General features: G+C 72.1%; 11 protein-coding genes and 1 pseudogene. 6 read left to right on the forward strand and 6 right to left on the reverse strand.

The window, feature by feature from the left end; translation table 11 throughout:
- The first annotated feature begins 76 nt into the window (after positions 1 to 76).
- Positions 77 to 741, forward strand: a pseudogene (locus AB0K67_RS02140) (SRPBCC domain-containing protein).
- A 105-nt stretch (positions 742 to 846) separates the two neighbouring features.
- Here the strand turns inward: AB0K67_RS02140 and AB0K67_RS02145 are convergent.
- Complete coding sequence (locus AB0K67_RS02145; protein ID WP_364051410.1) at positions 847 to 1,899, reverse strand: saccharopine dehydrogenase NADP-binding domain-containing protein; 1,053 nt, start codon at positions 1,897 to 1,899, stop codon at positions 847 to 849.
- A 136-nt stretch (positions 1,900 to 2,035) separates the two neighbouring features.
- Here AB0K67_RS02145 and AB0K67_RS02150 point away from each other — a divergent pair, with 136 nt between their 5' ends.
- Positions 2,036 to 2,992, forward strand: a complete 957-nt coding sequence (locus tag AB0K67_RS02150; RefSeq protein ID WP_364051413.1) for an AraC family transcriptional regulator — start codon at positions 2,036 to 2,038, stop codon at positions 2,990 to 2,992.
- 5 nt (positions 2,993 to 2,997) lie between these two features.
- Here AB0K67_RS02150 and AB0K67_RS02155 read toward each other — a convergent pair whose 3' ends face one another.
- The 4 genes from AB0K67_RS02155 to purB form a co-directional block, all read right to left on the reverse strand.
- Positions 2,998 to 3,339, reverse strand: a complete 342-nt coding sequence (locus tag AB0K67_RS02155) for a hypothetical protein (RefSeq protein ID WP_364051416.1) — start codon at positions 3,337 to 3,339, stop codon at positions 2,998 to 3,000.
- 95 nt (positions 3,340 to 3,434) lie between these two features.
- Positions 3,435 to 4,475, reverse strand: coding sequence for a DUF4037 domain-containing protein (locus tag AB0K67_RS02160; RefSeq protein WP_364051419.1), 1,041 nt, complete (start codon positions 4,473 to 4,475; stop codon positions 3,435 to 3,437).
- Between the two features lie 109 nt (positions 4,476 to 4,584).
- Positions 4,585 to 5,334, reverse strand: a complete 750-nt coding sequence (locus tag AB0K67_RS02165; protein ID WP_364051422.1) for a GNAT family N-acetyltransferase — start codon at positions 5,332 to 5,334, stop codon at positions 4,585 to 4,587.
- A 2-nt stretch (positions 5,335 to 5,336) separates the two neighbouring features.
- Positions 5,337 to 6,767: an adenylosuccinate lyase gene (gene purB, locus AB0K67_RS02170; protein WP_364051425.1), complete on the reverse strand. Its 1,431-nt coding sequence runs from the start codon at positions 6,765 to 6,767 to the stop codon at positions 5,337 to 5,339.
- Positions 6,768 to 6,936: 169 nt separating this feature from the next.
- Between purB and AB0K67_RS02175 the strand changes: the two genes are divergently transcribed.
- Entirely contained in the window at positions 6,937 to 7,410 is a 474-nt protein-coding gene (locus tag AB0K67_RS02175; RefSeq protein WP_364051428.1) for a cupin domain-containing protein, read from the forward strand.
- A gap of 148 nt (positions 7,411 to 7,558) precedes the next feature.
- Here AB0K67_RS02175 and AB0K67_RS02180 read toward each other — a convergent pair whose 3' ends face one another.
- Positions 7,559 to 10,777 (reverse strand): efflux RND transporter permease subunit, encoded by a 3,219-nt coding sequence (locus AB0K67_RS02180; RefSeq protein WP_364051431.1) that lies wholly within the window; start codon positions 10,775 to 10,777, stop codon positions 7,559 to 7,561.
- 100 nt (positions 10,778 to 10,877) lie between these two features.
- Between AB0K67_RS02180 and AB0K67_RS02185 the strand changes: the two genes are divergently transcribed.
- From AB0K67_RS02185 to AB0K67_RS02195, 3 genes are all read left to right on the forward strand, one after another.
- The gene (locus AB0K67_RS02185; RefSeq protein ID WP_364051434.1) at positions 10,878 to 11,357 is read left to right on the forward strand and encodes a MarR family transcriptional regulator; all 480 of its coding nucleotides are present in this window, start codon (positions 10,878 to 10,880) and stop codon (positions 11,355 to 11,357) included.
- Between the two features lie 66 nt (positions 11,358 to 11,423).
- Positions 11,424 to 12,029 carry an RNA polymerase sigma factor gene (locus AB0K67_RS02190; RefSeq protein ID WP_364051437.1) on the forward strand — a complete coding sequence of 202 codons (606 nt, stop codon included), beginning with the start codon at positions 11,424 to 11,426 and terminating at the stop codon, positions 12,027 to 12,029.
- The gene (locus AB0K67_RS02195; protein ID WP_364051440.1) at positions 12,026 to 12,646 is read left to right on the forward strand and encodes a hypothetical protein; all 621 of its coding nucleotides are present in this window, start codon (positions 12,026 to 12,028) and stop codon (positions 12,644 to 12,646) included. The genes AB0K67_RS02190 and AB0K67_RS02195 overlap by 4 nt, the downstream gene beginning before the upstream one ends.
- Positions 12,647 to 12,671 lie beyond the last annotated feature (25 nt).

Consider the following 12,671-nt stretch of genomic DNA (forward strand, 5'->3'; position numbering starts at 1 on the left):
CACCACCCTGCGGATGCAGCGCCGCCTGCCCCACCCGCCCGGAAAAGTGTGGCGGGCCGTCACCGGCCCCGAGCACATGGCCGCCTGGTTCCCCGCCGAGGTCAGCATCGACGGCGACCGCATCGCCTACGGCTTCGGCCCCGGCGGACGCATCACCGTCAACGACCCGCCGCGCGTCTTCGCCCACACCTGGGCGACGATGAGCTGCGCTGGGAGCTCGCCCCCGACGGCGACGGCACCCTGCTGACCTTCACCCACACCTTCGCCGACCGCCACGGCGCCGCCAGCTTCGCCGCCGGCTGGCACACCTGCCTGGCCGCCCTCCACGCCCACCTCGACGAACGCCCGTTCCCCGGCACCGGCGACACCGCCCGCCTGCACGAGGACTTCATCGCCATCCTCGGCCTGCCCGCGGCCACCGTCACCGACGGCGGCGTCCGCGTCGAACGCCAGCTCACCCGCCCCGCCGAGGACGTCTGGCAGCGGCTCGGCGGCCCCGAGGCCACCGTCGGCGCGCCGCCGCCGCAGCCGTTCACCGTGCCCGCCGCACCGCCCGGCCCGGTCAGCCGCATCGAGGCCGGCAAGCTGCTGGAGTACGACACCGGCGGCGGGACCGTGCGCTGGGAGCTGGCAGCGGGCACCGGGCACGGCGCGCGGCTGGTCCTCACCCACGCCGGCCAGACCGCCACCCTGGACGCCTGGCGCGTCCGTGTCGAGGAGCTGGCCGCCTCCCTCCTCTAGCCGTGGTTTTTCTTCTTTGTAGGTGTGAGGTGCCGCATTTTCCCATGCCCTTTACAAAGTAGATTTCATGAAATTCCAGACAAGTCGGATATCCGGGTGGGTGGGTCAGCGCCCCGGCCCGCCCTCGATCGCCCACCGCACCCCGTACGCGCCCAGAAAGTCCAGGAACGCGCCGGGATCGAACGCCTGCGCGGGCGCCAGCACCCCCGCCTTCGCGGGCTCGGCCACCAGGCGGCGGGCGCTTTCCACCGCGATCGCCGCCGTCAGGCCGTAGGTGTCGCTCCCCTCCACGACGCCGCGCACCCGCCGCCCGTCCGTGCCGGCGGCCTCGGCCAGGTAGGTGAAACGCTGGGCGCGGCGCTCCCGCTCGGCCGGCCCCTCGGGCAGGCTCGCGATGACCTCGGGTGGGGGCGCGTCGCCCAGCCGCTCCCCCAGCCCGGCCTCGGCCAGCCCCTCCAGGCGCGCAAGACGTACGTGGCGGGGAATGGTCACCACCTCCGGCACCGCGAACCCCGCAACCGGCAGCACCTCCTCCCGCCCCGGCAGCCGCACCTCACCGCGGCGGCCGGGCGATGCAGGACGCCAGAGGCCGCCGTCGTAGACCAGGCCGCCCGATCGGACGGTCTCGATCGTCGCGGCCAGCGAGCGCAGCGTGCCGCGCGAGACGCCCCCGCCCGGGCCGATGAGGTGGACGGTGCGCATCTCCCCGATCCGGTCCAGGCGGGCGGCCACCAGGCTCGCCAGCAGATCCAGCAGGACGCAGCCGTCGGTGGCGGCGGGCACCACACTCACCCCGGCACCACGTGCTCGGGACGCGAGGGTGTCGAAGAGGTCCTTGATGGCGAGCTGCTCGCCGCAGGTGTCGACGTAGTGGCAGCCGGCGTCGATCGCGGCCGCCGCCACGGCGCGGGCGGTGAAAGTGAAAGGCCCGGCACAGTTGATGACGGCATCGCTGCCGGTGAAAGCGCGCGCCAGAGCCCGGTGGTCGCCGGCTGCGGCCTGCCGCCGCTGCGCGCCGTGCAGGCCGGTGGCCTCGGCCGCTTGCGTGAGGCGGGCCGGATCGCGTCCGGCCAGGATCGGCTCGATGCCGCGGCGGGCCAGCTCGGCCAGGACGAGCCTGCCCTGGTAGCCGCTCGCGCCGTACACGGTGATCTTCATCTCGTCTCCTCGAACACGCCGATAGGGGATCAGCCCCGCGCAGCACGCTACGGCTCCGGCACGAGACGCCGGAATAAGCAAGACGCGTGCACCTTTGCGCCATCGTCTTCAAAGAAGAGCCGGTTAGGGTGTCAGGATGGACGTGTTGTCGGACGTGGTGAGCGCGGCCCGCACGGGCCGCCCCCATTCGCGGCGGGTGAGCCGCCCCGCCCCCTTCGCCGAGCATTTCCCCGCGATGCCGGCGGCCGGGTTCCACGTCGTCCTGCGCGGAACGTGCCGGCTGACGCCGCCGCAGGGCGAGCCGATCGTGCTCGGGCCCGGGGACGTGGCGTTCCTGCCGCGCGGCTGCGCCCACACCCTGTCCGACGCCGGGTCGGCGGCCCCCGCCGGCGCGCCCGAGCAGGCCCCCTCCAGCACGCGTCAGCAGGGAGACTCCAGCGTGGACGAGGCAGCCTCCGCCGCAGGCGGGCCGGGGGCGGTGAGCGTGGACATGCTGTGCGGCGCGTACCTGCTGGACGGCTCGGCCCAGCACCCGCTGCTGGACGACCTGCCCGACGTCGTCCACCTGCCCGCCCACGTGGGGCGGCACGGACAGCTGCGCGCCGCCGTCGACCTGCTCGGGACCGAGCTGGACGCCCCGGCCCGCCCCGGCTCCGACGGCGTGCTGCTCACACTGCTGGACCTGCTGCTGCTCTACATCCTGCGCGCCTGGTTCGAGCAACAGCACGCCGACGGCCACTCCCCCGCCGGATGGGCCGCGGCCCTGCACGACCCCGCCGTGGCGGCCGCCCTGCGCGCCGTCCACGCCGACCCGGCCCACCCGTGGACGGTCGAGGAACTCGGGGCGCGGGCCGGGCTGTCACGAGCCGCCTTCGCCCGCCGCTTCACCACCCTGACCGGGCGGCCGCCACTGGCGTATGTGACCTGGTGGCGGCTGACCACCGCCGCCCGGCTGCTGCGCAGCGGCGACGCCCCCGTCCACACGATCGCCCGCCAGGTCGGCTACAGCTCGCAGTACACCTTCACCCACGCCTTCAAGCGCCAGTACGGCACACCGCCGGCCGCCTACCGGGCCCTGACGGGCACCACCTGATCGGATCAGTCTCGGGCGGCGGGCCGGACCACGACCTCGCTGACGTCTCTCCCGTCGGCCTGCTCGATGGCGAACGCGATCGCCGCGGCCACGAACCGGGGACGGCATCGCGATCTCCTCCCTCCCCCCCGCCGTGCCATCACCGCCGCCACCTCAGGGCTCACCGCGCGGGCGGCGCGCCGCACACCTGCACGCAGGCGAGGCCGGGGCGGGGCGTGGTAGCCGGCGACGTGGGAGTGCACGCCCCCGTCGGCCGCTCTCACCAGGGCGCGCCTGCCCGGCTCGCTCGCGGCGGTCGTGGCGGTGGTGCTGCTGACGTCCCCGCCGACCTGGTACTCGATGACCACCGCGCGGTTTCGACCGCCTCCACGCGCCCCCCGGCGCATGTCACGGAGTGTCGGCCTGCCCCCGGGAAGGAGCTTCCGCCCGTCCGGGCGGGTGGTCAGGCGGTGAGGCCGAGGGCGGCGGCGGTCACGGCGCGGGCGCGCTCCGGCCGGGTGAGCACGTCCACCGCATCGCAGACCTGATCGACGCACCCGCCCACCGGCAGGCCCCGTACAGCGGGGTCTGAGATCTGCGCCATGAGCGCCTCGGCGAACCGGTCGCCGCCGATCACCCGGAACGGCCGGTCGTGGAAGCAGCGCACCCGCTCATCGAGCCGCTCGGCCAGCGCCGTGCGGTTCTGCAGCGCGGCGAGCCTGCCGTAGGCGGCGGCCAGGCCGTCCTCGCGCTCCCGCCACGACCGCGCCGCCAGCGCCGCGCCCAGGGATTCGCCCAGCTCGGCCGAGCCGGGCAGCCGGGCCAGCGCGCTGCCCAGCCATTTGGCGTACGGGGGATAGCGGCGGCGCAGCAGCAGCGCGAGCCGCATCACCTCCCGCGCCAGCCGCGCCCCCACCACGGCCGAGCCCAGCTCGTCGCCCACCTCGCCGCAGCGCCCCGGGAACGGCTCCTCCTGCGCGATGCGCCGCCACTGACAGGCCAGCACATACCGCCACACATCCTCCGGATACCAGCGCAGCAGCCGCCGGACCGTCTTAAGGCCCGGCTCGCCGAGCCCGTCGTGGAACACCTCACCACCGGTCACCTCGGCCAGGCTCTGCCAGGGCGACGACAGCCAGTCCAGCAGCGACACCCCGCCCCGCGGGTCGAACCCGAGCCGCTCCACCAGCCACGACCCCAGCTCCGTCACCCGCACCCCCGGCTGCACCCGCCCGTGGTAGCCGAACACGGTCGGGTATCCGCGAAACCGCTCCGGCAGCCCGGCGACCACCCGCTGCTCGATCTCGGCCACCTGATCGGCCGCCACGAACACCAGCACCCGCGGCCCCCAGTCGTGGTCGGCGGAGCGGGCGGTGTCGAACGCCAGCACCTCCGACCCGGGCCCGATCAGCGCCGCCGCGTGCGGCACGCCGGTCACCAGCGGGGCCACGACCTCACCGTAGAAGGAGCGCGACAATTCGATACCAGGTACGAAATCGGTCATCACGCCGTCAACTGTGCACCAGCGCCCGCCGAACCTCACCCGGTTTTCCCCCCCGCGCGGGGCGCGGGCCGGATTTGTGCGGGTGGGGCCGGGCGGTTCCCCACGGAGGTCAGAGAGCGAGGTGGCAGGCCATGACGCGCACCCTGCGGTAGCCGAGGTGCTCGTACACGGTGATCGCGGCGGGATTGTCGTCGTCCACCATGAGCGCCGCACGCCCGTACGCGGCCACCAGCTGCCGCGTCACCCACCCGCACACCAGCCGCGCCAGCCCGCGCCCGCGATAACGCGCCCGCGTCGCGACCCCGGCCAGCAGCCCGACGGTGGGCGCCGACCAGGCGTCGGCCGCGACCGCCGCCAGCTCGCCGTCAAGGCGGATGCCCGCCCAGCGCCGCACACCCGAACCGCCGGGAACCGCGTAGGAGTGGGGGGCGTCGGCGGCCAGCAGCTCGGCCACCTCCGCCTCCTCCGCGGCCTGCAGCCACCCCACCTGCGCCCCGCCGTCCACGACAGCGGCCGGCAGGCTCTCGGCGGCGGCAGCGGGCAGGCTCATCCACGAAAAGCGGCCCCGTTCGGCCAGCCCGTCGACGCGGGCCGTCACCTCGGCCAAAAGGCCCGCCTCGCCCCAGGGCCGGTAGGTGGGGCCCAGCTCGGCCAGGGCGTGCCGGACCAGCCGCACCGCCTCCGGCACGGGGCCGTGCACGGCTAAGCGGTCACCGCGGGAGATGCCGGGGCAGGCGGCCACCACCGCATCCCCCAGCGCCCAGGCCCGCGCCCGCCCGCGCAACCCCTGGCCCGTCCACATCACCAGGTCGGCATCGCCGCACGCCGCCCGCAGCTCCGCCTCCGAGCGCAGCGGCATGATCACAAAATCGCCCCCGGCCGGTAGGCGGCCGCCTCCGGATGCTCGGCCACGATCGCCTCGACCGCCTGGGTGACGGCCCGCACCTGGTCGCCGGCCGCGCCGGTGAACGACACCCGGTCGGCCAGCAGGCCCTCCAGCTCATCGTGGCCGAGGGGGAAGCGGTCATCGCCGGCCAGCCGGTCCAGCAGCTCGTTGGCGGCGCCGCGCGAGCGCATCGCCAAAGCGGAGGCCACCGCGTGCTCCTTGATCAGCTCGTGGGCCTGCTCGCGGCCCACCCCGGCCCGCACCGCCGCCATCAGCATCTTCGTCGTGGCCAGGAACGGCAGGTAGCGGTCCAGCTCGGCGGCGATCACGGCGGGGAAGGCGCCGAACTCCTCCAGCACCGTCAGCATCGTCTCCACCAGCCCGTCGAAGGCGAAGAACGCATCCGGCAGCGCGACCCTGCGCACCACCGAGCACGACACATCACCCTCGTTCCACTGATCACCGGACAGCTCGCCCACCATCGAGGCGTAGCCGCGCAGCACCACCGCCAGGCCGTTGACCCGCTCGCAGGAACGGGTGTTCATCTTGTGCGGCATCGCCGAGGAGCCGACCTGCCCCTCCTTGAACCCCTCGGTGACCAGCTCGTGCCCGGCCATCAGCCGGATCGTCTTGGCCAGCGACGACGGCGCCGCCGCCAGCTGCACCAAAGCCGTCACCACCTCGAAGTCGAGCGAGCGCGGATAAACCTGCCCGACGCTGGTGAAGCGGTGCTCGAACCCCAAGTGGGCCGCCACCCGCTCCTCCAGCGCGGCCAGCTTGCCCCGATCGCCGCCCAGCAGGTCGAGCATGTCCTGCGCGGTGCCCACCGGCCCCTTGATGCCGCGCAGCGGGTAGCGGGCGATCAGCTCCTCCAGCCGCCAGTAGGCCACCAGCAGCTCATCGGCCGCCGTGGCGAACCGCTTGCCGAGCGTCGTGGCCTGGGCCGCCACATTGTGCGAGCGGCCGGCGATCACCGTCGCCTCGTGCTCGTGCGCCAGCCGCGCCAGCCGCGCCAGCAACGCCACGACCCGGTCGCGCACCAGCAGCAGGCTGTCGCGCACCTGCAGCTGCTCGACGTTCTCGGTCAGGTCGCGCGAGGTCATGCCCTTATGGACCTGCTCGTGCCCGGCCAGCGCGTTGAACTCCTCGATGCGGGCCTTGACGTCGTGCCGCGTCACCCGCTCGCGCGCCGCGATCGAGTCGAGATCGACCCGCTCGACCACCTTCTCATAATCGGCGATCGCGCTCTCGGGCACCGCCACGCCCAGCTCGGCCTGCGCCCGCAGCACCGCCAGCCACAACCGCCGCTCAGCGATGATCTTGTATTCGGGTGACCACAGGCGGGCCAGCTCCGCCGAGGCGTAGCGACCGGCCAGAACATTCGGGATACGCGGCTTGGAAGTCACGTCGGACAAGTCTATTCACACCCCCGCCGGTCACCTCCGCCCGCCCGGCCGCGTCATCGCCCGGCCCCCGGCTCCGTACACCAAGACTTGAACCGGCCGCCGGTTACCTGCGCGCCTGCCCGGACAGAAGATGCGCCGAGCGACACCGGAGCAGAACGGGAGCAGCCTCATGATCCGACCACGCCCGGGCCGCGCCCTGCTGGCGGGCGCGACCGTGACCTGCCTGCTCACCGCGGGATGCGCCGCCGCGCCCCACCACGCCACCGCCCCCGCCGGGCCCGCGCCGGCCATCGCCACGACCACTCCCGCCGAAACCCGCACCGTCCTGCTCGAACAGCAGCTGCCCAACGTCAAAGGCAAGACCTTCACCTCGGTCCTGATCACCTTCCCCCCCGGCGGCCGCGCCGGCCCCCACAAGCACGGCAACGCCTTCGTCTACGCCTACGTCCTCGACGGCACCTTCCGCAGCCGCCTGGCCGGCGAGGGCGTGCGCACCTTCCGGCAGGGCGAGAACTGGACCGAGCCGCCCGGCACCCACCACCTGCTCACCGAGAACACCAGCCGGACCCAGCCGGGCAGGCTCCTGGTCATCTTCATCGCCGACGCCGGCTCAGAACTCAAAATCGACGACCCGCCCGGCTGACCCGCCCCAGGCGCGCCACGACGAGCAGCCCCGCGAGGCCGCCTGCTCCGCGCTCGCCCCGGTCTCTCACCAGCGTCACGGACGCCAGCCGCGCCCCGAAACGGCGGTGCGCCCGGCGGGCGACCACCCGCCGGGCGCGCTCAGGTCCTCAGGCCGGGGAACCGGCCAGGTCCTTCACCTTCTGCTCACCCGCACCCCGCGCACCCTTGTCGCGGTCCCGGGTCACCACCACATACAGCGTCGGCACCAGCACCAGCGTCAGCAGCGTCGACGACACCAGGCCACCGATCACCACGATCGCCAAAGGCTGCGAGATGAACCCGCCCGACCCCGTCACGCCCAGCGCCATCGGCGTCAACGCGCAGATCGTCGCCACCGCGGTCATCAGAATCGGACGCAACCGCCGCCGGCCGCCCTCGATCACCGCCTCCACGACGCCCATGCCCTGCTCCCGATACTGGTTGATCAGGTCGATCAGCACGATCGCGTTCGTCACCACGATGCCGACCAGCATCAGCATCCCGATCAACGCCGGCACGCCCAGCGCCGTGTCCGTCGCCACCAGCAACCCGATCGCACCCGTCGCCGCGAACGGAATCGACACCAGCAAGATCACCGGCTGCACGAAACTCCGGAACGTCGCCACCATGATCATGAACACGATCGCGATCGCCGCCAGAATCGCCAGCCCCAGATCCTCGAACGCATCCGCCTGATCCGCCGACACACCGCCGATCTCGTACGACGCCCCGGCACCCAGATCCAGCCCGTCCAGCTTCTCGGTCAGCTCCTGCGTCACCGCACCCAGGTTCCCGGCATCGACGGCACGCGCCGACACCGTCGCAGAACGCTCACCATCGATCCGCGTCACCTGCGTCGGCCCGTCCACCTGACGCACCGACGCCACCGACGACAGCTTCACCAGCCCCGCCGCCGTCGGCAACCGCAGATCCTTGATCGCCTTGATGTCGTCCGGCGCCTCCGCACCCCGCAACACCAGATCGCTCGACCGGCCGTCCAGCGTGATCTGCCCCAGCGGCGCACCACGGAACGCCTGCGCCACCGCCTGCCCCACCGCGGCCTCCGACAGGCCGCGCTCGGCCGCCTTCTCCCGGTTCACCACGACCTCGACCCGCGGCGCGCTCGACTCCAGGTTCGACGACACATCACGCAGACCCGGCACCTCACCCAGCGCCGACGTCACCTTCTCGGCCGCCGCGCTCAGCGTCCCGGCATCCGACGCCCGCACGATCACCTCGATCGTGTCCACCGCGAACCCGCCGCCACCGGCCGCGCCGCCGACCGTCACCTCGCCCACACCCGACAGGCCGTCGATCTTCTCGCGCAGCTCGGCCTCCACCGCCGCGGCATCGGCGTCCTCGGCCAGCGTCACCGAGAACGACGCCCGGTCCGCGCCGCCGCCCAGACCGCCGGCCATCGCGCTGCCGCCGCCGACGTTCACCTGGTACGTCTCCACACCCGCCTGACCGGCGAGCACCTCCTCGACCTTCCGCGCCGCCTTGTCCGTCGTCGCCAGATCCGTGCCCACCGGCATCCGCTGCGACAACGACAACGTGTTCTGCCCCGAAGCGTCCAGGAAGTTCGTCCGCAACGACCCCGCGATGCCCATCGTCGCGACGAACACCGCCACCCCGATGAGGATCGTCACCAGCTTGAACCGCGTCGCGAACCGCAGCACCGGCAGATACGCCCGCTGCAACGGCGAGCGCAGCTCCTTCGCCTCGGCCTCCGCACGCTGCCGGCGCGCCTCCTCCGGCGACAGATCCGGCGCCGTCAAAAACCAGTACGCCAGCACCGGCACCACGGTCAGCGACACCACCAGCGACGCCAGCAACGCCACCGTCACCGTGATCGCGAACGGGCTGAACAGCTCGCCCACCATGCCGCCCACCAGCGCGATCGGCGCGAACACCGCCACCGTCGTCAGCGTCGAGGCCGTCACCGCCCCCGCCACCTCGCGCACCGCGGTCAAGATGGCCTGCATCTTGGCCTCGCCGTAGCCCAGATGCCGCTTGATGTTCTCCAGCACCACGATCGAGTCGTCCACCACACGGCCCACCGCGATCGTCAGCGCGCCCAGCGTCAGCAGGTTCAGCGAATGATCACCCGCCCACAGCACCAGCAACGCGATCACCACCGACAGCGGGATCGACACCGCCGTCACCAGCGTCGAGCGCACCGACAGCAGGAACACCAAGATCACCAAAACGGCGAACACCAGGCCCAGCAGGCCCTCGGTCGTCAAGCTCTCGATCGACTGCTCCACGTACGGCGCCTGGTCGAACACCACCGACACCGCCGTGTCCGACGAATCACCCAGCGCCCGCGTCAGCTCCGGCAGCTTCTCCCGGATGTCACGCGAGATCGCCACCGCGTTCCCGTCGGGCACCATCGTCACCGACAGCCCCAGGCTCGCCTTGCCGTCCGTCCTGGTGATCGTCGTCGCCTCGGCCAGCCCCCGCTTGATCACCGCCACATCGCCCAGCTTCACCGGCTTGAGCGGCTTCGGCCGCGCCGCCTGCTGCTGCGCCTGTGCGGCCTGAGCAGGCTGCGCCTGACCCGGCCGGCCCTGAGCCTGCGGCTGCTGAGGCTGCGCCTGGGGCTGCGGCTGGGACGGCGTCAGATACAGGCTCTTCAGCTTGGCCACCGAGTCGACCCGCGAGCCCACCTGCACCGTCAGCGCCTTACCGTCCGACGTCAGCGTGCCCGCCGGAATCGGCGTCCCGTTCGCCTTCAGCACCTCGGGGATCTGCGCCGCCGACACCCCCGCCAGCGCCATCTTCCCCGCATCCGGCTCGATCGTCACGACCTCGTCACGGGTGCCGGTCACCGACACCTCGCGCACGCCCTCCACGCTGGACAGCTCGGGCACCGCGATCCGCCGCAGCTTGTCGGCCATCGCCCGCTCGTCACCGCCGTCGCCGACCGCCAGCACCATCACCGGAATGTCATCGGTGCTCCCCGCCACCACCTGCGGCTCCACACCATCCGGCAACGACACCCGGTTGATCGCCTGCTGCATCTTGTTCAGCGCCGCGTCGATGTCCGTGCCGTACTCGAAGGCCACCTGGATCTGCGCCAGGCCCTCCTTCGACGTCGACGTCATCTGCTCCATCCCGGCCAGGCCCTGGAAGGAGTCCTCGATCGGCGCCGTCACCTGATCCTCGACGATCTCCGGCGACGCCCCGGGATAGGACGCCACCACGAACGCCCCGGGAAACGACAACGACGGCAACAACTGCTGCTTCAGCTGCGGGATCGTGAACACGCCGAAGGCGCTGAGCACGACCGCCACCAAGATCACAAGACTGCGGTTGACCAAGCTCAACCGGGCGAATGCGGTCACAGAGCTCCCCCTCTAAGAGTTCGCCCAAGACTAACACTTCGCCTAGAACGAATATTTAGCCACAACAAGCTTTCCTGATAACCTTCTCAGGAAGCGAGAGGTGAGCGTGAACAACGAACGCGAAGAGCTGATCCACCGGATCAACCAAACCCAACGAGCCCTGGCACGACTGTTCGCCCAGCAACACCAAAGCCCCCTCTTCACCTCCAACCTCACCCTCCGCCAGCTCAAAGTCATCATGCTCCTGTCCATCAACGGCTCCGCATCCGGACAGGACCTCGCCCACGACCTCGGCGTCGGACTCGGCACCGTCACCGGCATCGTCGACCGCCTCGTCGCCCACGGCCTCGTCAGCCGCCACGAAGACCCCCACGACCGCCGCGTACGCCGCGTCGAACTCACCCCCGCCGGCACCCGCCTCATCGAAGAGATCAACAACGCCGGCGTCGAACAGTACCGGCGCATCATGGACCACCTCGACACCGAGACCCTGCGCGCCCTCGACCAGGTCACCCGCACCATCCACACCGTCGCCGGCAACCTCGCCCGCAACGAGCACGACACCCCCGCCCACCGCTGACGACCACCCGGCACCTGTGGCGCCCATCACACGGAACCCCGCCCCACGCGCGGACACAGACAGAGCGTGAGCACCGATCGCGAATTATGGTCACGCGCGGCCGACGGCGACAGCGAAGCCTTCGGGGCCCTGTTCGACGCCTACGCGCGCCACATCTATAACCACTGCTTCCGCCGCACCGCCGACTGGTCGGCCGCCGAAGACCTCACCTCCGTCGTCTTCCTCGAAGCATGGCGCCGCCGCGACCAGGTACGCATCCACCACGACAGCGTCCTGCCCTGGCTCCTCGGCGTCGCCAACAACGTCCTGCGCAACCGCCACCGCGCCCTGCGCCGCCACAAGAACGCACTCCAGCAGCTCCCCGCCCCGGCCTGCGAACCCGACCCCGCCGACGACATCGCCGGCCGCATCGACGACGAACACCGCATGCGCGACATCCTCGCGCTCATCGACCAGCTGCCCCGAGCAGACCGCGAAGTCCTCGAACTGTGCGTCTGGTCCCAGCTCACCTACCAGGAAGCGGCCATCGCCCTCGACATCCCCGTCGGCACCGTACGCTCCCGGCTCGCCCGCGCCCGCACCCGCCTGAAGAACCTCTCCGCCACAACCCCCGCACCACGCCGATGGAGCGACCGCCTCACCGCGCTCAGCAGGAAGGGAGAACAGCTGTGACCGACCACCGCCTCCCACAGGAACGCGACCTTCCCGCCCACCGGCACGCCCTCAGGAAAACCCACCTCATGACCCTCATCGACCAGCAGACCGCCACCCCACCCGCACGCCGCCCCCGCTGGCCGGTCCTCGCCGCCCTCGCGACCGCCGCGGCCGCCGCCCTCGTCATCGGCCTGCCCATCGCCCTCGACCACGGCGGCACCCCCGCCAACGCCGTCATCCGCGAACCCGACGGATCCATCAAGATCTACATCACCGACTACAAGCACCCCGAGCTCATCGAACGGCGCCTGCGCGGCTTCGGCGTCCAGGCCGACGTCACCTTCCTCCCCGCCGGCAAGGACTGCAAAGAGCCCAGGGCCACGTACCTGCCGGACAACCCCGCCCTCCTCACCGCCGAGCCGCCCGCCGAAGGCGAGGAGACCTACAGCAAGCTCCACCCGGAACAGATCAAGCCGGGCCAGACCTTCGTCTACACCCTCTGGTACATCGAGGACGGGGACGACCGCATGGCCATCGCCCGCCCCCGCGTCGCCACCGGCCCCGTCGCACCCTGCGAAGTCATCCCCGGCGGGCCCGAGCTGCGCCACGACCCCCACGGCGGCATCGGCGGCTGACCGGGGGCCTCGCCTGTGGGTGCTG

Origin of the sequence: Nonomuraea sp. NPDC052634 (genome assembly GCF_040678535.1) — a bacterium.
Classification (GTDB): Bacteria; Actinomycetota; Actinomycetes; order Streptosporangiales; family Streptosporangiaceae; genus Nonomuraea; species Nonomuraea fastidiosa.

Bases quoted from the DNA above. Each gene is read 5' to 3' on its own strand.
- AB0K67_RS02160 (WP_364051419.1), bottom strand. From the start codon at position 4,475: ATGACCGATTTCGTACCTGGTATCGAATTGTCGCGCTCCTTCTACGGT.
- AB0K67_RS02175 (WP_364051428.1), top strand. From the start codon at position 6,937: ATGATCCGACCACGCCCGGGCCGCGCCCTGCTGGCGGGCGCGACCGTG.
- AB0K67_RS02165 (WP_364051422.1), bottom strand. From the start codon at position 5,334: ATGCCGCTGCGCTCGGAGGCGGAGCTGCGGGCGGCGTGCGGCGATGCC.
- AB0K67_RS02145 (WP_364051410.1), bottom strand. From the start codon at position 1,899: ATGAAGATCACCGTGTACGGCGCGAGCGGCTACCAGGGCAGGCTCGTC.
- AB0K67_RS02150 (WP_364051413.1), top strand. From the start codon at position 2,036: ATGGACGTGTTGTCGGACGTGGTGAGCGCGGCCCGCACGGGCCGCCCC.